This is a genomic window from Agromyces larvae (assembly GCF_022811705.1).
Taxonomy (GTDB): domain Bacteria; phylum Actinomycetota; class Actinomycetes; order Actinomycetales; family Microbacteriaceae; genus Agromyces; species Agromyces larvae.
This window is the reverse complement of the sequence record NZ_CP094528.1, coordinates 3,496,636-3,520,682: the sequence shown is the minus strand read 5'-3', so window position 1 is coordinate 3,520,682 and position 24,047 is coordinate 3,496,636. Positions and strand designations below refer to the sequence as shown.

General features: G+C 72.3%; 23 protein-coding genes. 6 read left to right on the top strand and 17 right to left on the bottom strand.

Features of this window, described 5'->3' with window-relative positions; genetic code table 11:
• Nucleotides 1-28 precede the first annotated feature (28 nt).
• A complete protein-coding gene (locus tag MTO99_RS16820; protein ID WP_243555049.1) occupies nt 29-1,387 on the top strand; it encodes an ABC transporter substrate-binding protein in 1,359 nt (452 codons plus the stop codon).
• Nucleotides 1,388-1,541: 154 nt separating this feature from the next.
• Here MTO99_RS16820 and MTO99_RS16815 read toward each other — a convergent pair whose 3' ends face one another.
• Nucleotides 1,542-2,114 carry a PH domain-containing protein gene (locus tag MTO99_RS16815; RefSeq protein WP_243555047.1) on the bottom strand — a complete coding sequence of 191 codons (573 nt, stop codon included), beginning with the start codon at nt 2,112-2,114 and terminating at the stop codon, nt 1,542-1,544.
• 42 nt (nt 2,115-2,156) lie between these two features.
• A complete protein-coding gene (locus tag MTO99_RS16810) occupies nt 2,157-2,321 on the bottom strand; it encodes a hypothetical protein (RefSeq protein WP_243555045.1) in 165 nt (54 codons plus the stop codon).
• A 188-nt stretch (nt 2,322-2,509) separates the two neighbouring features.
• On the opposite strand from MTO99_RS16810, the gene MTO99_RS16805 reads away from it, so the two are divergent.
• Nucleotides 2,510-3,526 (top strand): LacI family DNA-binding transcriptional regulator, encoded by a 1,017-nt coding sequence (locus MTO99_RS16805; protein WP_243555044.1) that lies wholly within the window; start codon nt 2,510-2,512, stop codon nt 3,524-3,526.
• A gap of 58 nt (nt 3,527-3,584) precedes the next feature.
• A complete protein-coding gene (locus MTO99_RS16800) occupies nt 3,585-4,073 on the top strand; it encodes a YajQ family cyclic di-GMP-binding protein (RefSeq protein WP_243555042.1) in 489 nt (162 codons plus the stop codon).
• A 271-nt stretch (nt 4,074-4,344) separates the two neighbouring features.
• Here the strand turns inward: MTO99_RS16800 and MTO99_RS16795 are convergent, their stop codons facing one another.
• The 8 genes from MTO99_RS16795 to MTO99_RS16760 all read right to left on the bottom strand — a co-directional run bounded on the left by MTO99_RS16795 (nt 4,345) and on the right by MTO99_RS16760 (nt 13,372).
• Nucleotides 4,345-5,340 carry a type IV toxin-antitoxin system AbiEi family antitoxin domain-containing protein gene (locus tag MTO99_RS16795; protein ID WP_243555040.1) on the bottom strand — a complete coding sequence of 332 codons (996 nt, stop codon included), beginning with the start codon at nt 5,338-5,340 and terminating at the stop codon, nt 4,345-4,347.
• A gap of 242 nt (nt 5,341-5,582) precedes the next feature.
• Nucleotides 5,583-6,599: an alpha/beta hydrolase gene (locus MTO99_RS16790; protein WP_243559162.1), complete on the bottom strand. Its 1,017-nt coding sequence runs from the start codon at nt 6,597-6,599 to the stop codon at nt 5,583-5,585.
• 123 nt (nt 6,600-6,722) lie between these two features.
• Entirely contained in the window at nt 6,723-7,382 is a 660-nt protein-coding gene (locus MTO99_RS16785; RefSeq protein WP_243555039.1) for a prepilin peptidase, read from the bottom strand.
• Between the two features lie 126 nt (nt 7,383-7,508).
• Nucleotides 7,509-8,888 carry an FAD-dependent oxidoreductase gene (locus tag MTO99_RS16780; protein ID WP_243555037.1) on the bottom strand — a complete coding sequence of 460 codons (1,380 nt, stop codon included), beginning with the start codon at nt 8,886-8,888 and terminating at the stop codon, nt 7,509-7,511.
• Nucleotides 8,888-10,009, bottom strand: coding sequence for a polyprenyl synthetase family protein (locus MTO99_RS16775; RefSeq protein ID WP_243555035.1), 1,122 nt, complete (start codon nt 10,007-10,009; stop codon nt 8,888-8,890). Before MTO99_RS16775 ends, MTO99_RS16780 begins: the two co-directional genes overlap by 1 nt.
• Nucleotides 10,010-10,141: 132 nt before the next feature.
• Nucleotides 10,142-10,858 carry a demethylmenaquinone methyltransferase gene (locus MTO99_RS16770; protein ID WP_243555033.1) on the bottom strand — a complete coding sequence of 239 codons (717 nt, stop codon included), beginning with the start codon at nt 10,856-10,858 and terminating at the stop codon, nt 10,142-10,144.
• A 35-nt stretch (nt 10,859-10,893) separates the two neighbouring features.
• A complete protein-coding gene (locus MTO99_RS16765; RefSeq protein WP_243555032.1) occupies nt 10,894-12,702 on the bottom strand; it encodes a DUF4012 domain-containing protein in 1,809 nt (602 codons plus the stop codon).
• A gap of 10 nt (nt 12,703-12,712) precedes the next feature.
• A complete protein-coding gene (locus MTO99_RS16760; RefSeq protein ID WP_243555030.1) occupies nt 12,713-13,372 on the bottom strand; it encodes a cell wall protein in 660 nt (219 codons plus the stop codon).
• 160 nt (nt 13,373-13,532) lie between these two features.
• Between MTO99_RS16760 and MTO99_RS16755 the strand changes: the two genes are divergently transcribed.
• A complete protein-coding gene (locus MTO99_RS16755; protein ID WP_243555028.1) occupies nt 13,533-14,804 on the top strand; it encodes an isochorismate synthase in 1,272 nt (423 codons plus the stop codon).
• Between the two features lie 3 nt (nt 14,805-14,807).
• Here MTO99_RS16755 and MTO99_RS16750 read toward each other — a convergent pair whose 3' ends face one another.
• The 3 genes from MTO99_RS16750 to MTO99_RS16740 all read right to left on the bottom strand — a co-directional run bounded on the left by MTO99_RS16750 (nt 14,808) and on the right by MTO99_RS16740 (nt 18,134).
• On the bottom strand, nt 14,808-15,662 hold the full coding sequence (locus MTO99_RS16750) for a polyphosphate kinase 2 family protein (RefSeq protein ID WP_243555027.1): 855 nt from the start codon (nt 15,660-15,662) through the stop codon (nt 14,808-14,810).
• Nucleotides 15,663-15,778: 116 nt separating this feature from the next.
• Entirely contained in the window at nt 15,779-17,704 is a 1,926-nt protein-coding gene (gene menD / locus MTO99_RS16745; RefSeq protein WP_243555025.1) for a 2-succinyl-5-enolpyruvyl-6-hydroxy-3-cyclohexene-1-carboxylic-acid synthase, read from the bottom strand.
• Nucleotides 17,697-18,134 carry a PLD nuclease N-terminal domain-containing protein gene (locus tag MTO99_RS16740; RefSeq protein ID WP_243555023.1) on the bottom strand — a complete coding sequence of 146 codons (438 nt, stop codon included), beginning with the start codon at nt 18,132-18,134 and terminating at the stop codon, nt 17,697-17,699. Before MTO99_RS16740 ends, menD begins: the two co-directional genes overlap by 8 nt.
• A 110-nt stretch (nt 18,135-18,244) precedes the next feature.
• On the opposite strand from MTO99_RS16740, the gene MTO99_RS16735 reads away from it, so the two are divergent.
• Nucleotides 18,245-18,583, top strand: a complete 339-nt coding sequence (locus tag MTO99_RS16735) for a DUF4229 domain-containing protein (RefSeq protein ID WP_243555021.1) — start codon at nt 18,245-18,247, stop codon at nt 18,581-18,583.
• A gap of 28 nt (nt 18,584-18,611) precedes the next feature.
• Here the strand turns inward: MTO99_RS16735 and MTO99_RS16730 are convergent, their stop codons facing one another.
• The 3 genes from MTO99_RS16730 to MTO99_RS16720 are packed head-to-tail and all read right to left on the bottom strand — an operon-like array spanning nt 18,612 to nt 21,685.
• Nucleotides 18,612-19,619, bottom strand: coding sequence for a 1,4-dihydroxy-2-naphthoate polyprenyltransferase (locus MTO99_RS16730; protein WP_435520770.1), 1,008 nt, complete (start codon nt 19,617-19,619; stop codon nt 18,612-18,614).
• Between the two features lie 9 nt (nt 19,620-19,628).
• Complete coding sequence (locus MTO99_RS16725; RefSeq protein ID WP_243555019.1) at nt 19,629-20,768, bottom strand: AMP-binding protein; 1,140 nt, start codon at nt 20,766-20,768, stop codon at nt 19,629-19,631.
• Complete coding sequence (locus tag MTO99_RS16720; protein WP_243555017.1) at nt 20,765-21,685, bottom strand: helix-turn-helix transcriptional regulator; 921 nt, start codon at nt 21,683-21,685, stop codon at nt 20,765-20,767. Before MTO99_RS16720 ends, MTO99_RS16725 begins: the two co-directional genes overlap by 4 nt.
• Before the next feature lie 102 nt (nt 21,686-21,787).
• On the opposite strand from MTO99_RS16720, the gene MTO99_RS16715 reads away from it, so the two are divergent.
• The gene (locus MTO99_RS16715; RefSeq protein ID WP_243555015.1) at nt 21,788-22,711 is read left to right on the top strand and encodes an oxidoreductase; all 924 of its coding nucleotides are present in this window, start codon (nt 21,788-21,790) and stop codon (nt 22,709-22,711) included.
• Between the two features lie 52 nt (nt 22,712-22,763).
• Here MTO99_RS16715 and MTO99_RS16710 read toward each other — a convergent pair whose 3' ends face one another.
• Complete coding sequence (locus tag MTO99_RS16710) at nt 22,764-23,891, bottom strand: 1,4-dihydroxy-2-naphthoyl-CoA synthase (protein WP_243555013.1); 1,128 nt, start codon at nt 23,889-23,891, stop codon at nt 22,764-22,766.
• Nucleotides 23,892-24,047: the final 156 nt, after the last annotated feature.

Sequence of the window (24,047 nt, the reverse complement as noted above, 5' to 3'; positions counted from 1 at the left end):
CACAGCACCCGAAGACAAGAGGAAGACGATGACGTCATCACTGAAGTTCGCGGGCGCGATCACCGCGCTCGCCCTGGCCGTGCCGCTCGCCGGCTGCGCCACCTCCGACGAACCCGCCGACGACGGGGTGACCCTGCAGGTCGCCATCGACGCCGGCCTCGACGACGGCGCGATCGCCGCGTTCGAAGAGCGCGCCGCGCAGTTCGAGTCCGAACACCCCGACATCACCATCGAATCCGTCGAGTACACCTGGGACGGCACCACCTTCGCCGCGGCCCTCGCCGGCGGCACCCTGCCCGACGTGTTCACCATCCCGTTCACCGACGGTCGAGGGCTCATCGCCAACCAGCAGATCGCCGACATCTCGAAGCTCGTCGCCGACCTCCCCTACGCCGGCGACTTCAACCCGAACGTCGCCGTCGCCGGCCAGGCCGCCGACGGCAGCCAGTGGGCCGTGCCGATCGCCGCCTACGGCCAGGGGCTGCACTACAACCGCACGCTCTTCGAGCAGGCGGGCCTCGACCCCGACCAGCCGCCCACCACCTGGGACGAGGTGCGCGCCGACGCCAAACAGATCGCGGATGCCACGGGCGTCGCCGGGTACGCGCAGATGACCTCGTCCAACACCGGCGGGTGGATCCTCACCACACTCGACTACGCCCTCGGCGGTCGGCTCGAGCAGGTCGACGGCGACGAGGTCACCTCGACCATCGACACCCCCGAGATGAAGCAGGTGCTCGACATGGTCAAGACCATGCGGTGGCAGGACGACTCCATGGGCGCCAACTTCCTCTACGACTGGGGCAGCATCAACCAGGCGTTCGCCTCGGGCCAGATCGGCATGTACGTGTCGGGCGGCGGCAACTACGGCAACCTCTTCACGCAGAACCAGATGAACCCCGACGACTACGGGCTCACCGTGCTGCCGCTCGCCGACGACGGCGACGCCGGCGTGCTCGGCGGCGGCACCCTCGCCGTCGTCTCGGCCAACGCGACCGAGGCCGAGCAGGCCGCCGGCGTGAAGTGGATCGACTTCTACTACATGCAGAAGCTCGCCGACGAAGACGCCGCGGTCACCGCCGCGAAGACCACCGCCGAGTCGGGCGCCCCCGTCGGAGCCCCCGAGATGCCGATCTTCGACGAAGCCACCTACGCCGAGTCGCAGCAGTGGATCGCCGACTACGTCAACGTGCCGCTCGACCAGATGACCCCGTTCACCGACCACATCTTCGAGCAGCCGCTACTGCCCGAGCCCAGCCACAAGACGCAGGAGATCTACGCGCTCCTCGACCCCGTCGTCCAGGCCGTGCTCACCGATCAGAACGCCGACATCGCCAAGCTCCTCGCGGACGCGGAGCAGCAGGCGCAGCAGATCCTCGCGGGCTGAACCGCGCGGGGTGCAACGGGGGCGGTGCCGGGGTTGAGGCCGGCACCGCCCCTCATTCGTGCGCGGGGTTCGTGCGCGGGGTTCGTGCGCGGGCTTCGTGCGCGAGGGTGTGCCGCGTTCGTGCGCGGCGAGTCGCGGCGGGGGCTTCGGCCGCTCAGCCCCAGTTCGGCGGGAACGGCTGCGTCTCGGCGTCGCCCGCGTCGCTACGCGCCGACTGGCGAACCGGCCCCCGCAGACCCGAACGCTGGATCACCTTCTGGATCGTCGCCCCGCGCTCGTTCGGCGCACCGACGAACCTGATCTCGCGCAGCCCCTGCGCCTGCGCCGCCGACTCGAACACGAAGTGCCCGTACCCGAGAATGCGACCGACGAACGGCTTGTGCACCGTGATGTCGAGGATTCGGGTGAGCGGCATCGTCGCGATGTTCTGCGCGAACACCCCGTGCACGCGGAACACCCGCATGTTCGTGATCACGAACCGATCCATCCGCACCGTCAGGATGCGCCAGAATGCGCGACCCGCGATGAGCAGCGCGACCGCCAGCGGCAGCCAGGCGGCCTGCGCGGGAAACCAGAACATGAGCATCGCGATGACGAACGCGAGCACGACCTGCAGCACCGGCCCGACGATCGCCGCCCAGTGCTTGTGCACCTCGTCGATGATCACCTCGCCGTCGTCGGCGATCAGGTAGCGCTCGACGTGCGGGTCGAGGGTGAACAGGCTCATTCGGTCGGGCCCGGATGCCGCGGAGTCACGGATGCCTCGGGCTCACGCCGCGAGCGACGAGAAGAACTTGCCGAACGACGCCGCGGCCGACCACACCGCTCCGACGGCGTTCTGCACGGCGTTCGCGGCGTCCTCGGGTCGGGTGACCAGGTAGAACAGGGCGAAGACGACGATGAGCGGCACGATGATGCGCTTGATCCACTTCACGGGGTGCGATCCCTTCGGCACGGCGGCGGAGGGCGATCCGCCCCCCGCGAACACACCCCGAACACGTGTTTCTACCGCACCCCCGGCTCGGGGGCAACGCGACACGCAGGCGTTCGCCGAGCGGCCGATAGGATGCCACTACTCGCGACCCGCGCGAAACGCCTCGGCGAGGCTGAGAACGAGGAGCCATGGCCGGCATCGATGACGTCGCCCGACTCGCGGGCGTGTCCACCGCGACCGTGTCGCGCGCCCTCAGCGGCCGCGGGCACGTGTCGCCCGCATCGAAGGCGAAGGTCGAAGAGGCCGCCGCACGGCTCGGCTACGTCGTCTCGTCGAGCGCGTCGAGCCTCGCATCGGGTCGCACGCGCAACGTCGGCGTCGTGGTGCCGTTCCTCAACCGCTGGTTCTTCTCGTCGGTGCTCGAGGGCGTGCAGCAGGCGCTGCTGCGCACCGGATACGACCTGACGCTCTACAATCTCGCGGGCGACGGCGACGAGCGCGCGACCGTGTTCGAGCAGTTCCTGCTGCGTCGTCGGGTCGACGCGGTCATCGCGATCTCGCTCGAACTGACCGAGGCCGAGGTGAACCGGCTGCACGAGCTCGGCAAGCCGCTCGTCGGCGTCGGCGGCCCGATCCCCGGGGTGCGCACGCTCATCATCGACGACGTCGCGGTGGCCCGGCTCGCCACCGAGCACCTGCTCGGCCTCGGGCACCGGCGCATCGCGCACATCGGCGGCGACCTCGAGTTCGACCTCGACTTCCACCTGCCGACGAATCGGCGCCTCGGCTACGAGGCGGCGCTGCGCGATGCGGGCATCGAACCCGACCCAGCGCGGTTCGCCCCGGCCGACTTCACGATCCGGGGCGGATACCACGCCGCCAAGCAGCTGCTCGGGGCTCCGCATGACCGACCCACGGCGATCTTCGCGGCGAGCGACGAGATGGCGATCGGCTCCATCCTCGCCGCGCGCGATCTCGGCATGGTCGTGCCGCGCGACGTGTCGATCATCGGCGTCGACGACCACGACCTGTCCGACTTCTTCGGCCTCACGACCGTGGCGCAGTTCCCCCGGGTGCAGGGTGAGCAGGCCGTCGAACTGCTGATGGACGAACTCGAGCCCGGGCACGCCGACGCCGAACCGTCGGCGACCCCGCTGCCGTTCGAACTGCGGGTGCGGTCGTCGACCGCGCGGCCGGCCGAGTAGCGCGCGCCCGAGGCATCCGCCCCTGACCTGGCGACGGCCCGTCGCTAGACTTGCCCGCATGGCAGATTCGACGTTCGACATCGTGAGCAAGGTCGACAAGATGGAGGCCGACAACGCGGTCAACCAGGCCCGCAAAGAGATCGAGCAGCGCTACGACTTCAAGGGCGTCGGCGCCTCAGTCGAGTGGAGCGGCGAGAAGATCCTGCTGAAGGCCTCGAGCGAAGAGCGCGTGAAGGCCGTGCTCGACGTGGTGCAGTCGAAGTTCATCAAGCGCGGCATCTCGCTGAAGTCGCTCGACGCGGGCGAGCCGTACCCATCGGGCAAGGAGTTCCGCATCGAGGTGGGCCTGAAGAACGGCATCGACCAGGAGCACGCGAAGAAGATCGGCAAGCTCATCCGCGACGAGGCGCCGAAGAGCGTGAAGTCGCAGATCCAGGGCGACGAGCTGCGGGTGTCGTCGAAGAGCCGCGACGACCTGCAGGAGACGATCCGCCTGCTGAAGGCCGCCGACCTCGACGTCGACCTGCAGTTCGTCAACTTCCGCTGAGCGCCGGCGCCGCCGCCGCGCCGCGCCTCCGCACTACAGGCACGTTCTTCAGACCAAGGCACTGTCGACACTGCCGCGTACTGAACACGGTGCCGTCTTCGTGCCTGCTCAACCCCGACGCACGGCCGACTCGTGCCGCGAAGGGATGAGCCGCTTCGGCCGACGCGTGCGCCGCGCTGCCCGCCGCGCCGCCGCACTACAGGCACGTTCTTCAGACCAAGGCACCTCCGACAGTGCCACGTACTGAACACGGTGCCGTCTCCGTGCCTGCTCAACCCCGACGCACGGCCGACTCGTGCCGCGGAGGGATGAGCCGCCTCGGCCGACGCGTGCGCTGGACGCCCATCGCGTGCAGGCGGACGGCGAGCGGCTGGATCGCCAGCGTCTCTGCCCAGTCCCAGCGGTCGAACGCTCGAACCCGACGGCGGATCGCGTTCTCGCGATCCTTCTCACGGATGACGGCCTCGGCGGCATCGCGTCCGCTGCCGCGGTACTTTCCCCGCCCGTCGGCTTCAGCGGCGGCATCGACCGATCGCCAGAAGAAGTCGACATACGCCCGCTGGCCGAGTTCCGACAACCAGAACTCGCGCTGCAGTTCGGGAGCTTCGAACCCCAGCTGCTCGAACGCAAGGCGGCTGATGGTCTCGAGCGGTGTGTCCGCGAGCTCGGTCGCCCGGCTGAGCACCGCCTCGACCGAGCGGCTTCCGTGATACGGCAGCATCGACTGGTGCAGCTCGACCAGTCGTTGGAGCGTGGTCATCGGCGCGGCCGTACCGAATCGCGGCACTCTGAGCGCCGCGTCGACCGCGACGAGCGCCGCAGCGAGCGTGGCCTGCCGACAGAGCTGGATAAGCGTGAACTCGATGGACGTGGTCCGCACGCCGTCGCACAGGTCGAGCTCGACATCGCCCCTGCGGGCGACCGTGACCACCCCTCGGCGACGGCTCGAACTGCCGTCTCGGGAGAGGACGTACACCTCCTCGGGCCAGCGACCGAAGACGGGCAGCCCCGCGAGCGCGACCGCCGAGAAGCTCGTGAAGGTCGCCCCCTGCATCGTCTCGGCGGCCGCGAGCACGCGGGTGCGGTACTCCAGCGCTTCGCGCTCCCATCTGGAGCCCGTTCCCGGCGGGGTCGGTGCGTAGATTCCACGACGAACCCGCTGCACGTCGCCGCGGTCGACGGCCGAGTACAGCTCAGTGCGGAGGCCGAGTTCGGCGACATCTCCGTACCGGATGAGCCCCTGCGGTGTCACTGGAAGTGCGTCCATCGGCACAGCGTGACGGCCGGCGCGCCGCCGTCGAGCCGATGCGCACCAGGCTGTGCACAACCCTTCGCGTCGAACCGGTGTGGAGGAGCAGACCGTTGCCCTCCCCCAGCTGCGCCCAACCCAGGCACCGTGTGCAGACGACGGCACCGCCGACACTGCCGTCGTCTGAACACAGTGCCTGCGTTGGGGGCGGGGCGGGCGGCGCGCAGGCCGCGGCGCGCAGGCGGCGCCCGCGCGCCGCGTCAGCGGCCGCGCACCCGGGGGGCGTAGCCGCGCAGCCAGTGCGTGATGGCGGCGTACGCCGCGGCGCGGGCCGGCTCGCGCGAGAGCAGCACGTCGTGCAGGGCGCCGTCGATGCGGGCAATGCCCACCGACGGCCCAAGGCGGGTCGCGCGCGCGGCGATCTCGTCGACGACGAGCACGATGTCGCTCGTGCGCATGCCCTCGTCCCATCGGGGCTGGATCATCGATCGTGCCGACAGCAGCGTGAGCACGGGGGCTCCGACGTCGATGCCGGCGGCGATCGTCGCGTGTCCGGCGAGGATCGCGGTCAGCCAGGCGGGGTGCACTTTGAATCCGCGGTCGGGCCGCCAGGCGTGGTCGTACTCCCACTCGCCGCCCTGCGCGCGGTCGACGGAACGCGTGTAGAAGCCGAGGTCGACGTTCGGCATCGGCCCCATCGGGTTGATGCGCGCCCCGAACACGATGGCGGGTGCGATCGCCTCGCGTCCGATCCGGCTGAGCTGGAATTCCAGCCACGGGCTGTTCAGCACGAGCGCCGACGCCCGCCCGGGGTGGCGCGCGGCCCAGAGCGACAGCACGAGGCCGCCGGTCGAGTGCCCCATCAGCACCAGCGGTCGACCGGATGCTCCGCCCTGCCCCATGGCTGCCAGCGCCGCCTCGATGTCGGCGTCGTACGTCGCGAGATCGGTGACGTATCCGGGTGTCTGCCACTCGCGCAGACTGCGGCCGTACTTGCGCAGGTCGAGCGCGAAGAACCGTGCCCCCGCGGACGACCAGTACTGCGCGAGCTCGGGGTTGAAGAAGTAGTCGCTCCATCCGTGCACGTAGAGCACGTCGGCTCCGGCTGCGGCACCGCGGCCGAGGAGTCCGCCGATCCGATCGGCCCACCCGCGTCGGTGTCGCACGAGGGTGGCGACGACCGCGCCTTCGTCGTCGTCGCCGAGCGGCAGCTCGAGCCGCTCGAACCCCGACCCGAGGACATCGGGTTCCCACTTCGGCAGCGCCGACCCCGCCATCGCCGACGGCGGCAGCGCCGACGGCGGCAGCGCCGACCGCGACGCCGGTCCGGTCGACTCAGTCGGTGCGGTCACATCCCCTCCCCCGCTCCCCACCCTAGGGCGAGGCGGCCGGATGCTCCGTCAGCCCGCCGTGACGAGCAGGCTCACGAGCGCACCGGCGAGCATCGCCGGCCCGAACGGGATGGACCCGCGCCACGACACGCGCCGCAGCGCGAGCGCGGCGATCGCGATCACGCCGCCGACGAGGAACGCCGCGACCAGCCCGACGACCCACGTCGTGAGCCCGAACCATCCGAGCAGCATGCCGATCGGGGCGGCGAGCTTCATATCGCCCATGCCCATCGCGTTCGGCACGAGCAGACCGAGCAGCAGGTACACGCCGAACATCGCCCCGAGCCCCGCGGCCGCCCAGGCGAGCGACAGCCAGCGCCCCGACACGGCCGCCGCGAGCACGAGCAGCCCGCCGACGATCGCGAGCGTCGCGCCGACCACGGGATTCGGCAGCCGGTGCTCGACGAGGTCGACGATCGACAGCACGGTCGACGCGGCCGTGAACGCGAGGATCGCCGGCAGCACCGCCAGCCCGGCCGCGTCGGCGAATCGCCACGCCACGACGCCCCAGACGATGGCGGTGGTGAGCGAGGCGACGACCCGGATCGTGCGTCGCTGCATCCGGTCGTCGCGCAGTTGCCGTTCGATCCACGCGGAGAGCGGCCACCAGCCGACGACGCCGCCGAGCACGCCCGCGATGAGCACCGAGGCGGATGTGGTGAGCGGCATGACGAGACTGTAGCGCCTGCGCCGCTCGCGGCCGGTCGCCGATGCACAGACCCGCCGATGCACAGACCCGCCGATGCACAGACCCGCGGATGCTCCGACGCGCGCGAGCGGTCGGTGCCGGGAACCCTAGGCTTCGTCGCGCGAGATGTCGACCATCTCGTCACGCGGGACGACCTTGACGCGAAGGCGCCCGTCGGCCGCGCCGAGGGCGAGCTCGTGCTCGTCGAGGCGGTGCCAGCCGTCGAGGTCGGTCCAGCGGATGCCCCGCTCGTCGAGCAGTTCGACGATCGACTCCTCGTCGGGCGACTCGGGGTTCCACCAGTTGCCGAGGTCGTTGATGAGGTGGCGCACGGTCTCCATCGCGTCGGACTTCGTGTGCCCGATGAGCCCCACCGGGCCGCGCTTGATCCACCCCGTGCAGTACACGCCGTAGACCTGGCGGGCGTCGCCCGTCTCGGGGTCGTGCACCATCACCTGGCCCTCGTGGTTCGGGATGACGCCGAACTTCTCGTCGAACGGCACCCCCGGCAGCGGCGACCCGAAGTACCCGACCGCACGGTACACCGCCTGCACGGGCAGCTCGCGGATCTCGCCCGTGCCGACGACGCCGCCTTCGCCGTCGGGCGCGGTGCGCTCGTACCGGATGGCGCCGACCCGACCGGTGCCGTCGTCGACGATCTCGAGCGGCTTGGCGAAGAAGTGCAGGTGCAGCCGGCGCGACGCCTCGCCCACCGATCGCTGCCGCCACTGCTGCAGCACCTTGTCGATGACGAAGACCTGCTTGTTGCCCGACACGGCCGCGCGTGCGGCGTCGTCGTAGTCGAAGTCCTCGTCGGAGACGATCATGTCGACGTCGCGCAGTTCGCCGAGCTCGCGCAGTTCGAGCGGTGTGAACTTCACCGACGTGGGTCCGCGACGGCCGAACACGTGCACGTCGGTCACGGGCGACGCCTTCAGGATCTCGGCGACGTTGTCGGGGATCTCGGTGACCATCAGGTCTTCGGCGTGCTTGGCGAGAATGCGCGACACGTCGAGCGCGACGTTGCCGTTGCCGATGACCGCCACCTCTTTCGCGTCGAGCGGCCAGGTGCGCGGCACGTCGGGGTGCCCGTCGAACCAGCTCACGAACTCGGCCGCGCCGTACGAGCCCTCGAGCTCGACGCCGGGGATGTGCAGGTCGGCGTCGCGTACGGCGCCGGTCGCGAAGATGACGGCGTTGTAGTGGCGCTTCAGATCGTCGAGCGTGAGGTCGGTGCCGAACCGCACGTTGCCGAAGATGCGGATGTCGCCCCGGTCGAGCACCTCGCGCAACGCCGAGATGATGCCCTTGATGCGCGGATGGTCGGGCGCGACGCCGTACCGGACCAGACCGTACGGCGCCGGCAGGTGGTCGAACAGGTCGATCGACACGTCGAAGTTGCGCTCCGCCTTCAGCAGGAGGTCGGCGGCGTAGATGCCGGCGGGGCCCGCGCCCACGATGGCCAGTCGGAGCTTGTTCCTCGTCACTAGTTCGATCTCTCCACGATGGTGTCGGCGAAGCGCGTGAGCGCCTTCTTCACGGAGCCGTCGGGCAGCGGCGCGAGCGCATCGACCGCGTCCCGGGCCCAGCGGTGCGCCTCGGCGAGCGTGGCACGGGTCGCTTCGTGGTCGCGCAGTTCGGCGACGACCGCGTCGATCGTCTCCTTCGACGGCACCACGCGCGACGCGAGGGTGTTCGTGTCCAACGGGTCGACGGCGGTGAGCGGATCGGCCGGCAGCACGTCGCGTTCGATGCGCGCCAGCAGGTCGGCGGCCGAGGCATCCGTCTTCGCGAGCTCGCGCAACCGCAGCAGCGGCAGGGTGACGACCCCCGCGCGCAGGTCGGTGCCGGGCACCTTGCCGGTCTGCTCGGGCTGCGGCGACAGGTCGATGACGTCGTCGATGAGCTGGAACGCGATGCCGATGCGCTCCCCGAAGTCGACGATCGGCTGCTCGTACGCGCGATCGGCGCCCGAGAAGATGATGCCGGCCTGGGCGGCGGCGGCGATCAGCGACCCGGTCTTGTCGGCGAGCACGCCGAGGTAGTGCGCGATGGGGTCGTCGCCCGGCTGCGGCCCGATCGTCTCGTGCAGCTGGCCGAGCACGAGTCGTTCGAAGGTGCCGGCCTGCAACCGGATGGCCCCCTCGCCGAGTCGGGCCATGAGCTGGCTCGCGCGCGCGAACAGCAGGTCGCCGGTGAGGATCGCGACCGAGTTGCCCCACACCGTCTGCGCGCTCGGCACCCCGCGACGACGATCGGAATCGTCCATGACGTCGTCGTGGTAGAGGCTGCCGAGGTGCGTGATCTCGATCGCCTGGGCGGCGGTCACGACCTCGTCGGTGACGCCGTCGCCGAGCTGCGCGGTGAGCAGCGTCAGCATCGGGCGCACCCGCTTGCCACCCGCTTCGAGCAGGTAACGGGCGGATGCCCCGGCGATCGGATCGGCGAACGCGACCTCGTCGACGAGACCGGCCTCGACACGGTCGAGTCCGTCGTCGATGGCCCTGGCCATCGCGCGGTCTGCCGCCGAGGCGAAGACCCGCTCGCTGAGGCCCAGGTTGGCCGCGAGCGAGGAGCCGCGGCGCACCGCGGGGACGCTCGGTTTCACCCTGCCAGCCTATCGGCAGGATTCCTGCACGGATGCTCCGCGGGTGTGCGAGGTCGCCCCGCTGGTCGGGGGGCGCGCGCCGGCGAGCGTCTCGCACGCCGGTGCGGTCCCTTCGGGGGCCGGCGCGTCGCGCTACTCGACCGGCGGCGGGCCGGGCTTGCGCCCGCGGTGGAGCGCGACGATGCCGCCGGTCAGGTTGCGGTAGGCCACCTCGTCCCAGCCCGCCGCGCGGAGCCGCGCCGCGAGGGCCGGCTGGTCGGGCCACGCCCCGATCGACTCGTTCAGGTACTCGTACGCGGTGTCGTTCGAACTCGTGAGGCGCACCAGCGAGGGCATGATCCAGCGCTGGTAGACGTCGTACCCGGTGCGCACGAGCGAGGCCTGCGGGTGCGAGAACTCGCACACCACGAGCCGGCCGCCGGGCTTGGTCACGCGCAGGAACTCGCGCAGCGCGTGCTGCGGATCGTTGACGTTGCGCAGCCCGAACGAGATGGTCACCGCGTCGAACTCGTCGTCGCCGAACGGCAGGTCGGTCGCGTCGGCCTCGACGAACACCAGGTTCGGCACGTGCGCCTGCCGGCGCCGCCCGACCTCGATCATGCCGGGCGAGAAGTCGGCGGCGACGACGGATGCCCCGCTGCGCGCGAGACTCGCACTCGACGTGCCGGTGCCGGCCGCGACGTCGAGGATCTTCTCGCCGGGCTTCGGGTCGACCGCACGGGTCGTGGCGACCCGCCAGAGCGGGGCGTTGCCGACCGAGAGCACGTTGTTCGTCAGGTCGTAGCGGGCCGCGACCCCGTCGAACATGGCCGACACCTGCGACGGGTCCTTGCCGAGGTCTGCACGCATGCGTCCAGCTTAGGCGGCGGGCCCCGCGGGGAGGCTCACGGGCCCTCGCAGGCCGGCGCCCAGGTGCCGACCGCGACCGGGTTGACGGTCGGCGTGTGCCGCACGACGGGCTGCACCGCGCCCGGCTCGGATGCCACGTACCGCACCTCGAGCACGGAGGTGCGCCCGGGCAGCATCTGGACGCGGGTGTAGGCGACGGGCCGCCCGCTGTCGGTCGTCGTGACGGCGGGCACCCGCTCGCCGTCGACCAGCACCGAGCCCTGGTACGAGCCGGGTGCGCCGTAGACGGCCACGTCGACCGCCAGCACGCCGACGTCGACGCCGTAGCCCTGGGGCCGCCCGGCGGTGACGTAGCGGGGCAGGCTCTGCCATGCGTCGTTCGGGGCGGTGCTCGTCGCGGTCACGCGCACGACGACCTCCTGCCGGCCGTCGGCCCGGCATTCGACCGTGCCGGCGTCGACCGCGAGGTCGAGGAACGGGTCGAACTTGCCGCCGGTCGCGTCGTTCAGGTACACCCCGTACGAGTCGGGCCCGGCCGCGTCGAGCGCGGCGAGCGGGCCGCCCAGGGCGGTGCCGGCGAGCACGGCCTGCTCGTCGGCGTGGGCGCTCCAGATCGAGACGCGCCCGTCCTGTGCCGATGAGACGGCCGCGTCCACCAGCGAGCGGGGGTCGTGCCCGCCCGAGGTGACCGCCGCGAACACCGCGTGCCCGACATCGGCGAAGAACGCGTCGAGCTCGCCCTGATCGTCGATGCGCAGATACGAGTCGACGAGCAGCTGGCGCACGACGTCGTCGGAGGTGAGCGTGAGACCGTCGGCCTCGACCGGCCCGACGGCGCGGAGGAACGCGGAGAGCACCCCCGGGTCGACGGCGATCACGCCATCGACCTCGACTCCGGTCGCCGCGGCCCAGAACGCGCGCGCCAGCCGGGCCGTCTCGTCGAAGTCGGGCGTCATGGTGACGTCCTGCACGAACCGGCCCGGCAGCGAACCGAACAGCTGCTCGGTGCCTTCGCCGAGCGGCAGGATGGGCGCGTCCAGTGCAGGGACGTCTCCGTTGGAGCGGATCGGCGCGAGGTCCATCGTGCCGCCCTCCACGTGGACGACCGCGAGCGCCCCGGGAATCCCGCCGGTCGCCCGGAGTTCCGCATTGTTCAGGATCAGCACGAGGTAGTCGCGGGGGCCGTCGAGGCCGAGCATGGGTCCGATGAGGGGCGCCGCGGTCGAGACGGCGTCCGCGTACGGGCGCACCTGTTCGAGCATGTCGGAGAGCCGCTGCCGCGCCGTGGCGACCGGGCCGATGAGCCCGCTGGGTTCGATCGCCTGCACCGCGTCGGCGGCGTCGGCGATCTCGCCGGCGACCCCGGACGCGACGGTGCCGAGCGCCGCGAGCGGCTCGGGGTCGAACCGGCCGTCGCGGATCCGCAGTCCATCGCCCGACAGCTCGCCGGCGACGCTGCCGAGCGGGCGTGCGACGTGCTCGGCGAGCCGGTCGGCCACTTCCGCGAGCGTCCGCACGGCGGCGAGGTCGTCGCCGACCCAGGGCGCGGACTCGGCGAGGCGCCAGACGGGGTCGCCCGTGAGCTCGACCGCGCGCCCCGTGTGCCCGGCGAGTTCGTCGACCGAATCCGCGAGCTCTCCGGGGTCGGCCTTGGCGACATCGACGATGCGCTCCACCACGGGCGCCGCGGCCTCGAGCTCCGCTTTCGCGGCCATCCCGCGCACGCCGATCCACGCGGCCGCGGCGACCGCGGCGACGACGAGCACGCCGAGCACGCCGCACGCCCACCACAGCAGCGGACGCAGACGCGAACGGCGCGAGTGCGGGTCGTTCGCCTCGGTCATGCGACCCGGGTCACTCGCGGACGCGTCGACGCCGCGCGAGCACGACCCCGATCACGCCGAGCGCGATCAGCCCGGCCGCGCCGATGCCGACGCCGGCCCACATCGGCCCGTCGAACCCGGTCGACGCGATGCCGGTGGCGGTGGTGCCGGCCGGCGTGGATTCGCGAGGCGGATCGGTGAGGCACTGCGGCGTCGCGGGCGGGTAGCTGAGCGCGACGGGGATCGACGGGTTGACCTCGATGCGGGCGTCGATGGAGCCGCGCGTCCAGGCGAAGTTGCCGTCGGTCTCGACCCACTCGCCGCCGACGAAGGCCCACCCGGGCCAGCCGTCGCCTCGGCCGTCGGGACCGACCGAGGCGCCCGGCCAGAGCACCCGGCCCTCCAGCACACCGGACGGGCCGATGGTGCCGAGCGGGACGGTGTGCGTGTTCGACCCGTCGCTGAGCACCAGCGTCGCGTCGCGCGACGTGCTCAGCGACTCGGGGTCGGTCAGCACCACCCGGAACTGGATCCACGGCACGTCGGCCTCGCACGCGGGCGAGACGGTGGATCCGGCGAGCGTCGGATCTTCGGGTGCACCGGGGACGTAGTCCTCGGCATTCGCCGCCGCCGGTGCGGCGAGCAGCGTCGCGCACACGACGGCGAGGGCAGCGAACAGTCTCGGGAACACGGCGTCCTCCGTTGGGATGCGGCAGATTCGGGTAACGGGTAATGCCGACTCGGCAAAGCTACGCGGTCGCCCGACCGCCCGCCATCCCCCGAGCAGGGGGCAGAACGGGCAGCGAACCCCCGCCGGCCCCGGCGCTCGGCGGTCGTCATAGGCTGGGACGGTGAACCACCCCCGCCTGACGGTGCGCACCATCGCGGTCGACGAGACCGAACCGCTCATCCCCCGCACCGACCCGCGCAACCCTCTCGTCTGGTTGCGACGCGGCGAGGGCATCGTCGGGCTCGGCGAGGTGCTGCGCATCGAGTCGTCGGGCGCCGACCGCATCGACGACGCGGCTGCGGCGTGGCGTGCGCTGGCCGCCGACGCCGATGTCGACGACCGGGTCGGGCTGCCCGGCACGGGCCTGGTCGCGTTCGGCGCGTTCGCGTTCGCCGACGCGTCGGCCGCGCCGAGCGCGCTCATCGTGCCCGAGCTCGTGCTCGGCCGCCGCGACGGCCGCGCCTGGGTCACCCGCATCGCGCTCGCCACGGGCGACATCGATGCGGCGGATGCCTCGGGCGACGAGGCATCCGCGACGCCCGTGCTGCCCGAGCCCGCGCCCCGCCGGCGTGTGCCGCGGGTCGCGTTCGCACCGGGTTCGGTGACCCCGGCCGGATACGAGCGCGCGGTCGCCGACGCGGTGCGCCGCATCGACGCCGGCGACCTGCAGAAGGTCGTGCTCGCCCGCCAGCTCGTCGGCGAACTGCACGAGGACGACGGCCTGCGCGCCACGATCAACCGGCTCGCCGAGGACTACCCCGATACCTGGGTCTTCGCCGTCGACGGGCTCATCGGCGCGAGCCCCGAAACGCTCGTCCGCGTCGACCACGGGCAGGTCTCGTCGCGCGTGCTGGCGGGCACGATCGCGCGGGGCGCCGGCGAGGCATCCGATCGCGAACGCGCCGCGACCCTGCTCGCCTCGGCGAAGGACCTCGACGAGCACGCCCTCGCCGTCGCGAGCGCCGTGCAGCGGCTCGAACCGCACACCGCCCGGCTCGACGCGAGCCCCGAGCCGTTCACCCTGCAACTGCCGAACCTGTGGCATCTCGCGACCGACCTGAAGGGCACGCTCGGCGACGGGTCCAGCTCGCTCGACCTCGTGCGGGCGGTGCATCCGACCGCGGCCGTGGCCGGCACCCCGCGCACGACGGCGCTGCACGTCATCGACGAGCTCGAGGGGTTCGACCGCGGCCGCTACGCCGGGCCGGTCGGCTGGGTCGACGGCGACGGCGACGGCGAGTGGGCGATCGCGCTGCGGTGCGCGCAGGTCGACGCCGACGGCACCGTCACCGCGTACGCGGGCTGCGGCATCGTGCACGACTCGGTCCCCGCCGACGAGCTCGCCGAGACGGTGATGAAGTTCCGCCCCATCGTCGAGGCGTTCGGCGGCTGAACCTCAGCTCGCCGCGAGCCGCCGCTTCTGCTCCTCGACGTCGTAGTCGGCCTTCGGCCACTCGAGCTCCATGCGCTCGAGCGCGTCGATGAGCAGGTGCTGCACGGCGAGCCGGGCGTACCACTTGCGGTTCGCGGGCACGATGTACCACGGCGCCTCGGGCGTCGAGGTGCGCTCGAACACGGCCTCGTAGGCACGCTGGTAGTCGTCCCACAGCTCGCGCTCGTCGATGTCGCCGGGGTTGAACTTCCAGTGCTTGTCGGCCCGGTCGAGCCGATCGCCGAGCCGTTCGCGCTGCTCGTCGCGCGAGATGTGCAGCATCACCTTGATGATGGTCGCGCCGCCGGCGACCAGGCCGCGCTCGAACTCGTTGATCGCCTCGTAGCGGCGCTGGATCTCCTCGGGCGGGGCGAGCTCGCGCACGCGCCCGATCAGCACGTCCTCGTAGTGCGAGCGGTCGAACACGCCGATCATGCCCGGACCGGGCGCGGCCTTGCTGATGCGCCACAGGAAGTCATGGCCGAGCTCCTCCTCGGTGGGTTTCTTGAACGAGGTGAGCTGCACGCCCGCCGGGTCGACGGCGCTCATGACGTGCTTGACGATGCCGCCTTTGCCGGCGCTGTCCATCGCCTGCAGCACGAGCAGGATGCGCCGGCGGTCGCCGAGCCGGCTGTTCGCGAACAGCAGCTCCTGCAGGTCGGCGAGGATCTCGGCGCCCTCGACCAGCTCCTCCTGCCCGTCGGACTTCGAGCCGTGGATGCCGGGGTGCGAGTCGGGATCGACCTCGGTGAGGCGTATCCCGGGTCGTGCCCGCAGCAGTTCGCCCGGGTCCTGCTTCCAGTACGACTCCCTGCCCATGGAACGCCCTCCCTCGTCGCGTGCTCCCATCCTGTCGCCTGCGGCCCGATTGGGGAATGCGCGATGCGCGATTGCGCGGGGCGGGAAGCGGGCGCGGGCGGCGCAGCGCGCCGACGTCAGCGCGCGAGCGGCACTTCGAGCAGGCTCGGGCCGGTCACCGCCGTGCCCAGCGCCTCGGCGAGCTCGCTGCGGGTCGCCGCGCGGCGGTGCTCCCACCCGTAGGCGGCGGCGAGCGCGGCGAGGTCGACCGTCTGCGGCGTGTACTGCACGCGGTCGAACCGGTCGGGTGCGGCGCTCCCGGCGACTTCGAGCGCGTCGAAGATCGTGCCGCCGCCGTCGTTGCCCACGATGAGCTGCAGGCGCGGTCGCACCTCCCCGGGCGCGAGCAGCAGCGAGCCGACGTCGTGCAGCAGGGTCAGGTCGCCGATCACGGCACGCGTGATCCCCGCCGCGGCGGGCGGCGGAGCATCCGGTTCGCCCGCGCCGTCGGTGCGCCCGAGCGCATCGCGACCGGCGCCCGGTCGCGGCACCGCCTGCTGGCTCGCGATCGCGATGCCGATCGCGGTCGCGACGGTGCCGTCGATGCCGCTGAGACCGCGGTTCGCGTGCACCCTGATGCGCCGCCCGGGCACGGTGCGGTCGGCGTCGCGGATCAACCGGGATGCTCCGAACAGCAGCCGATCGTGCGGCCAGGTCGCCGACCAGACGGCCTCGACCAGCATGCGGCGCGTCACCGGCGCGTGCATGCGGTCGAGCTGCGCCTTCAGGTACGCGCGCTGCGCGGCGAAGTCGGTGACGTGCCCCGTCTCGTCGACGCCGCTCTCGAGCGAGTCGGCGGGGTCGGGTTCGTCGAGGGCGTCGATCAGCGCCCGGCTCGCGTGCACCCAGCGGCGCAGCCAGCTGCGGTCTTCGGCGGTCGGTTCGTGGGATGCCGCGTGCACGGCCCGCTCGAACCGGCGCACCCGGTGGCCCGGATTGAACCACTCGATGCCGCTCGGGGCGACCACGATGGTCTCGACTCCGTCGCGGCGGATGAGTTCGGGCACCTCGCGCGTCAGGGTGGGGTGGCCGAACACGACGACCCGTTCGACGCGGTCGCCGAAGCCGGGCTCGCGCAGCAGCTCGCGCGCGGCCACGACGAGGTTCGGCCCGAATCGGGCGCCGCTGGACACCTCGGCCAGCAACGGCCACCCGCCCTCGCGGGCGAACGTCTCGGCCCGCTCGCCGGCGCCGGCTCCGGCGACCACGACGGTCAGCGGGCCGGGTTCGATCGGGTTGCCCACGGGATCGGGGCGATCGGATGCTCCGCCGGCACGCGGCCCGTCGGGTACGTCGACCGGCTGCGCGGCGAGCGTCGCCGCCGGCCGGTCGGACGCCGCGGCATCCCGGTCTCGGTCGGCGGGCTCGGCGGCATCCGCCTCGTCGCCGACCGCACCAGACAGCGGTTCGCGCAACTGCAGGTTGAGGTGCACCGGGCCGGGCCCCGGGTGCGAGATCGCCACGCCGAGATCGTCGGTGCCGTATGCGGCCGCGAGCACCCGACGCGCGAGCGCGGCGGCCCGCTCGGGTTCCTCGGGCGCGCCGACCGGTGCGGCGACGTCGCGGTCGAGCCGCACCGCCTCGCCGAAGATCCCCGGCTGCACGGTGGTCTGGTTCGAACGGATGCGACGCAGCTCGTCGGGGCGATCGGCGGTGAGCGCGATGAGCGGCACGCCCGTGTGATGCGCCTCCAGGACGGCCGGGTGCAGGTTCGCCACCGCGGTGCCGCTCGTGGTCACCACGACCGCGGGCCGCCCCGACTCGAGCGCCAGCCCGAGGGCGAGGAACCCGGCACCGCGCTCGTCGATGCGCACGTGGAGGCGCACCCGCCCCTCGGCCTCGAGGTCGGCGGCGGCGAGCGCGAGCGCCTGCGACCGCGACCCGGGGGCCACGACGATGTCGGTCACGCCGCCGCGCACGAACTCGGCGAGCAGCGCGGACGCGTACCGGCTCGCCGGGCTGAAGGGTGCGGGCCGCCCCTCGGGGGCGCCCGCCTCAGGCATTCGGCCGACCGTTCGGACCCGTCTCCCCGGCGGCGCCGTCGGTGCCGGGATCGCGGTGCGGCCGCGGATCGTGCCGGCCGCCGGGATCGTCGCGCGGGCCGGATGCATCGTCGTCGAGTTCGGCGAGCTCCTGCTCGAGCCGGCGGATGCGCTCGTCCTGCGCGGCGTCGCGCTCGAGTCGGCGCAGGAAGTCGGGGTCGTCATCGGGGGCGATCGGGCCGCCGCGGTGGCCGCCGACGCGGGCGGCGGGGCCGCGGCCGATCCAGAACCACAGGATGCCGCCGATCACGGGGACGAACACGATGATGAGGATCCACCAGCCCCGAGCGACCCCGCGGATCCGGGTGCGATCGAACAGCGCGCAATCGACGACCGAGTACACCATGAACACGGCCGCGGCGACGGCAAGTCCGAACCAGACGCGGAGCATGCCCTGAGTATAGGCACGCGGCGGTCACGACCGGCTGGGAGTTGACGGGCCCGAGCCGCTGTGCTCCACGCGCGGCGGATGCTCAGGCACGGCCTGCCTAGACTGACGGGGTGAAATCCGTGCCCGTCTGGATCTGGTACACCGTGCTGCGCGTGGCCCTGTTCGCCGTGCCGCTGGCCGTGCTGCTGGCCGCCGGGGTCGACTGGTGGATCGCGGTGGCCGTCGCGGCACTGTTCGGGCTCGCGGCGTCCCTGGTGTTCCTGCGCCGGGCGCGCGATGCGATGTCGAGCGACCTGTACGCGGCGCGCCACCGCGAGCAGCCGGTGAAGTCGGTCGACGACGAGGTCGAGGACGCCGCGATCGACGACACGGCGCCGGGCGAGTCATCCGACCGCGCCGCATCCGACCCCGCTGCGCGGCCCGCGTCGCGCGAGCCCGAGGCCGAGTAGCCGACCCCTCGCCGGTGTCTCCGCGCGGTTACAGCGCGAACACCAGCCCGAGCCCGATGCCGTAGACGAGCGACGTGACGCTCGCCAGTTGCAGCGCGATGATCAGGTCGCGCGGCGTGCGCCCCATCGCCACGATGAGGCACGCCGGGATCGCCGCGAGCAGCGCGAACAGCACGAGCACCGCGGTCGGGTAGAGCAGCGACCAGAACACCACGATCACGAACGGCAGCAGCAGGAACAGGCAGAACAGCACCCGCCCGGCGACCGGCCCCACCAGCACCGCGAGCGTGCGCTTGCCCGCCGCGCGATCCTGCGTGACATCCCGCAGGTTGTTGGCCATCAGCACCGCGCACGCGATGAGCCCGAGGCCCACGCCGCCTAGCCACGCCTCGAGGTTCACCCACAGCGCCTGCACGAAGGCGGACCCCGCGGTGGCCACCAGCCCGAAGAACACGAACACGAACAGTTCGCCGAGGCCGAAGTAGCCGTACGGCCGTTTGCCGCCCGTGTAGAACCACGCGGCGACGATCGCGACCGCGCCGACCGCGAGCAGCCACCACTGCTGCGTGATGATCGTGAGCGCGAGGCCGGCGACCGCCGCGACGGCGAAGAACGCGAGCGCGACGGCGAGCACGTGCTTGGGGTTCACGCGCCCCGACCCGGTCAGGCGGGCGGGCCCGACCCGGTGCGCGTCGGTGCCGCGGATGCCGTCGGAGTAGTCGTTCGCGTAGTTCACGCCGATCTGCAGCGCGAGCGCGACCACGAGGGCGAGGGCGAAGCGGGTCGGATGCCACGCGCCGTCGACGACCGCGACGGCACCGGCGCCCGTGCCGAGCGCGACCGGCGAGATCGCGAGCGGCAGGGTGCGCAGCCGGGCGCCGGCGACCCAGTCGCGCCAGGTGACGCGGCCGGGCGCGGCGGCGACCGGACCCGTCACGGCAGCGCGGGCGGGGTTTCCGGATCGGCCGTACGTGCGCGACTTCGCGCGCGCGCCGGACGCAGCGGGGGTGTTCGTCTTGGAGTTCGGGCGTGCCACCCGCACATGTTAACGAAGCGGGGCTATGGATGCTCTGATCGCGCGCCGGTCGGGTTTGCCCGAGGCGAGCATCGGCAGCGGGTCGAGCACCTCGAAGCGCACCGGCCGGGCCGCCGGGTGCAGCCCCGCGGCATCCGTCGCCTCGGCGAGCGCATCGAGCGAGACGGATGCTCCGCCGCTCACGACGGCGGCCCGCTCGCCCCACTCGGGGTCGGCGACCGGCACCACCACCGCGTCGCCGAGGCCGGGCAGCGCGCGCACCGCGCGTTCGACCTCGCCGAGCGCGACTTTCACGCCGCCCGAGATGATGACGTCGTCGGCGCGGCCGCGGATGCGCAGCCGCCCGTCGGCGTCGAACGCGCCGAGATCGCCGGTGCGGTACCAGCGGGTGCCCGTGGCATCCGTCTCGAACGCGCGCGCCGTGCGCTCGGGATCGCGGAGGTAGCCCGCCGCGAGCATCGGCCCCGTGAGCTGCACCTCCTCGTCGACGATGCGGATGCGCGCGCCCGGCAGCGGCACCCCGTCGTACACGCACCCGCCCGCCGTCTCGCTCGAGCCGTAGGTGCGCACGACCCGCGCCCCGAGTGTCTCGGCGCGGGCGATGAGCTCCGCGGGGGCGGCCTGTCCGCCGAGGAGCACCGCGTCGAACGATCCGAGTGCGGCCGCGATGAACCGGTCGCGTTCAGCGGCGTCCACCACGCGGGCGAGTTGCACGGGCACCAGCGAGGTGTAGCGCGGGATCGTCGGGTCGAACGAGACGGATGCCTCGGCGAATGCGCGTGGATCGAACCCCCCGGCGCCGAGCGACACCGGCTCGGATCCCGCGAGCAGGCTGCGCACGATCACCTGGGCGCCCGCGATGTAGTGGCCGGGCAGGGCGAGCAGCCAGCGCCCGATGCCGCCGAGGACGTCGTGCGTGGCGTCAGCGCTCGCCGTCAGCGCGTCGGCGGTGAGCAGCACGCGCTTCGGGGCATCCGTCGACCCGCTCGTCTCGACGACCAGCGCGAGGTCGTCGTCGACCTCGGCGGCCGGGGCGACCAGGTCGCCGGCAGCGACGGGGAAGACGGCCGCACCGCCGTCGAGTGCCGCGGCGAGCGCGCGCGTCAGCGCGGGGACATCCGATGCCGAAACCGGCAGGAGGGGTTTCATCGCTCACCCCGTAACCGGCTCAGCAGGTCAGCACTCGGGTTCATGAGGATCATCGATCTCGTTGCGACGTCGCGGGTCGCGTCGCTCGCCTGGAGGCTGCCGAGGAGTCGGATGCGATCCTCGTGGCCCGGTTGCGGCGTGAACACGATCATCGTCGGACCGGTCGCCCCGAGCAGCGGGTACGCGTCCCATTCGACCCCGATGGCGCCGATCCGGGGGTGGTGGACCGTCTTCGCGCCGTGGACGGTCTCGCGGACCTCATTGCGCGCCCAGAGGCGGCGGAACTCGGCGCTGGACACGCTCAGCGCCCCCACGACCGCGATCCCACGCGGATGGCCGGGATCGTGCGCGACCGCGGCGCGGAGCATGCCGATGTAGTCGAGCGCGATCGCCTCGCAGTCGGGGAACCGCACGCGCGCCTCGTCATGGAACACGGCGAACAGCACGTTGCGCTCGTTCGGCGGGAGTTCGAGGGGGTCGCCGAGGAGTTCGGCCGCGAGCGGGTTCCAGGCGAGCACGTCGAGGTGCCGGCTGACCACCAGGGCCGGCAGCGTGATCGCTTCCAGCAGCGCCTTGGCGTTCTTCGGCACCCGCTCCGGCCCCCGACGCACGCGTGTCGCCGGAGACCGCGCCTCTCTCGCGAGCTGCACGAGATGGCGGCGCTCGACATCGTTCAGGTCCAGGGCGTCGGCGAGCGAGTCGAGGATCGCATCGGAGGGTCGCACGTTCCTGCCTTGCTCCAGGCGCTGGTAGTAGTCGGCGCTGAGGCCGGCGAGGGCGGCGACCTCCTCCCGCCGCAGGCCGTCGACCTTGCGTCGTGGTCCGGGCTCGAGTCCGAGGTCCTCCGGTTTGAGCTGTTCCCGCCGGGAGCGCAGGAACGCTCCCAGCAGGCGAGCAGAGGAGACATCGGATCCCATGCGTCGATTCTGCTCCCGCGCGCGCCGTTCAGGGTGGTCTTGCGCAACCGAGGATCGGCCGGACGCCCCCGATCGGTGGAGGACGGCTTAGCGTGAGTCGCCATGACCGCCTCGAATGCCCCCGCCATCCCCGACCAGACCGGCCGCACCGCGATCGTGACCGGCGCGAACTCCGGCCTGGGGCTGGTGACCGCGACCGAGCTCGCCCGGCACGGGGCGCAGGTCGTCCTCGCCGTGCGGAATCCGGCCGCAGGTGAGCAAGCCGCGCGCTCGATCCGCTCCACCGCTCCCGGATCCGCGATCACGGTGCGACGCGTCGACCTGGCCTCCGTCGCCTCCGTGCGGGACTTCGCCGCCCGGATCGCCGGTGAGCACGAGCGCGTCGACCTGCTGATCAACAACGCCGGCGCCCAGAGCCTCGGAACCCGCCGCACCACCGTCGACGGACACGAGTTCCATCTCGGCACCAACATGCTGGGCCACTTCGCGATGACCGGGCTCCTGCTGCCCGTCCTCTCGAAGGGCCGGAGCCCCCGCGTCGTGTCGCTCAGCTCCATCACGCACAGGTCAGCGCACCTCGACTTCGACGACCTGCAGCTCGAGCGCCGGTTCAACCCCGTCCGGGCCTACGGCGCGTCCAAGCTCGCGACCACCATGTTCGGACTCGAACTCGACCGGAGGCTTCGCTCCGCGGACTCGCCGATCACCAGCGTGCTCGCGCATCCCGGCCTGTCCCGTTCGAACTTCATCGACCACGCATGGAAGGAGCGGGGCATCATCGGCCAGGCCATGGGGCGGCTCTTCTCGCTGGTCGCGACCCAGCCCACCGAGCAGGGCGCGCTCCCGCAGCTGCACGCAGCGACGGCACCCGGCGTTCGGGGCGGACAGTTCTTCGGACCACGTGGTGCCGGCGAACGACGCGGCGAGGTCACGGAGGTGCATCCGTCACGTGAGGCAGCCGACCCTGCGGCTGCCCAACGGCTCTGGAGCATCGCCGCAGTACTCACGGGAGTCTCGTACCTGTGAGGCCGACCGCCCGGCCGTGCGGGATCACCGGGTCAGCATCGGGCGACACACCCTAGAAGTGCCACGGGTAGGGGCCCCAGTCGGGGTCGCGCTTCTCGAGGAACGCGTCACGGCCCTCGACCGCCTCGTCGGTGCCGTACGCGAGACGGGTCGCCTCGCCCGCGAACACCTGCTGGCCGACCATGCCGTCGTCGACCGCGTTGAACGCGAACTTCAGCATGCGGATCGCCGTCGGCGACTTGGTGAGGATCGTTCGGGCCATCGCGATCGCCTCGCGCTCGAGGTCGGCGTGCGGCACCACCCGGTTCACGGCCCCCATCTCGTACGCGCGGTCGGCCGAGTACTCCTCGGCGAGGAAGAACACCTCGCGCGCGAACTTCTGGCCGATCTGCCGGGCGAAGTAGGCGCTGCCGTAGCCCGCGTCGAACGAGCCGACATCGGCATCGGTCTGCTTGAAGCGGCCGTGCTCGCGGCTGGCGATCGTGAGGTCGCAGACCACGTGCAGCGAATGGCCGCCGCCGGCCGCCCAGCCGGGCACGACCGCGATCACGACCTTGGGCATGAAGCGGATGAGCCGCTGCACCTCGAGGATGTGCAGGCGGCCGAGCCCCGCCGAGTCCGCGACGGCCCCTGAGCTCGCCGAGCCCGTCGAAGCGACGGCCCCTGAGCTCGCTGAGCCCGTCGAAGCGACGGCCCCTGAGCTCGCTGAGCCCGTCGAAGCGACGGCCCCTGAGCTCGCCGAGCCCGTCGAAGCGACGGCCCCTGAGCTCGCTGAGCCCGTCGAAGCGACGGCCCCTGAGCTCGCTGAGCCCGTCGAAGCGACGGCTGCGCTCCCTTCGACGGGCTCGGGGACCGAGGCTTCGTACTTGTACCCGTCGCGCCCGCGGATGCGCTGGTCGCCGCCCGAGCAGAACGCCCAGCCGCCGTCCTTCGCGCTGGGCCCGTTGCCGGTGAGCAGCACCACGCCGATGCGGGGGTTCGTGCGCGCGTCCTCGAGCGCGCGGTACAGCTCGTCGACCGTGTGCGGGCGGAACGCGTTGCGCACCTCGGGCCGGTCGAACGCGACCCGCGCGATGCGCCCGTCGGTCGAGTGGTGGTACGTGATGTCGGTGAACCCGGCGCCGGCCGGGGCATCCACCCACTCGGCCGGATCGAACAGCTCGGAGACCTGGTCTGCCATGCCCTCCAGCCTAGTTTCCGCGCTCACGCCCCCGCCCGGGGACCCTCGTGGTCCCCGTCCGCCTCCGCAGGGGGACGGTGAGTTTCCACCGGTCGGGGGATCCGGGATCAGGGCTGACCCTGAGCAGGCTCCTCCGGCGGGCTGGTTACGTCCCAC

Coding starts and splice junctions, on each gene's coding strand:
- MTO99_RS16820 (WP_243555049.1), top strand. CDS start 29: ATGACGTCATCACTGAAGTTCGCGGGCGCGATCACCGCGCTCGCCCTG.
- MTO99_RS16815 (WP_243555047.1), bottom strand. CDS start 2,114: ATGAGCCTGTTCACCCTCGACCCGCACGTCGAGCGCTACCTGATCGCC.
- MTO99_RS16805 (WP_243555044.1), top strand. CDS start 2,510: ATGGCCGGCATCGATGACGTCGCCCGACTCGCGGGCGTGTCCACCGCG.
- MTO99_RS16800 (WP_243555042.1), top strand. CDS start 3,585: ATGGCAGATTCGACGTTCGACATCGTGAGCAAGGTCGACAAGATGGAG.
- MTO99_RS16795 (WP_243555040.1), bottom strand. CDS start 5,340: ATGGACGCACTTCCAGTGACACCGCAGGGGCTCATCCGGTACGGAGAT.
- MTO99_RS16790 (WP_243559162.1), bottom strand. CDS start 6,599: ATGGCGGGGTCGGCGCTGCCGAAGTGGGAACCCGATGTCCTCGGGTCG.
- MTO99_RS16785 (WP_243555039.1), bottom strand. CDS start 7,382: ATGCCGCTCACCACATCCGCCTCGGTGCTCATCGCGGGCGTGCTCGGC.
- MTO99_RS16770 (WP_243555033.1), bottom strand. CDS start 10,858: ATGCGTGCAGACCTCGGCAAGGACCCGTCGCAGGTGTCGGCCATGTTC.
- MTO99_RS16765 (WP_243555032.1), bottom strand. CDS start 12,702: ATGACCGAGGCGAACGACCCGCACTCGCGCCGTTCGCGTCTGCGTCCG.
- MTO99_RS16750 (WP_243555027.1), bottom strand. CDS start 15,662: ATGGGCAGGGAGTCGTACTGGAAGCAGGACCCGGGCGAACTGCTGCGG.
- menD (WP_243555025.1), bottom strand. CDS start 17,704: ATGCCTGAGGCGGGCGCCCCCGAGGGGCGGCCCGCACCCTTCAGCCCG.
- MTO99_RS16740 (WP_243555023.1), bottom strand. CDS start 18,134: ATGCTCCGCGTCTGGTTCGGACTTGCCGTCGCCGCGGCCGTGTTCATG.
- MTO99_RS16725 (WP_243555019.1), bottom strand. CDS start 20,768: ATGAAACCCCTCCTGCCGGTTTCGGCATCGGATGTCCCCGCGCTGACG.
- MTO99_RS16720 (WP_243555017.1), bottom strand. CDS start 21,685: ATGGGATCCGATGTCTCCTCTGCTCGCCTGCTGGGAGCGTTCCTGCGC.
- MTO99_RS16715 (WP_243555015.1), top strand. CDS start 21,788: ATGACCGCCTCGAATGCCCCCGCCATCCCCGACCAGACCGGCCGCACC.
- MTO99_RS16710 (WP_243555013.1), bottom strand. CDS start 23,891: ATGGCAGACCAGGTCTCCGAGCTGTTCGATCCGGCCGAGTGGGTGGAT.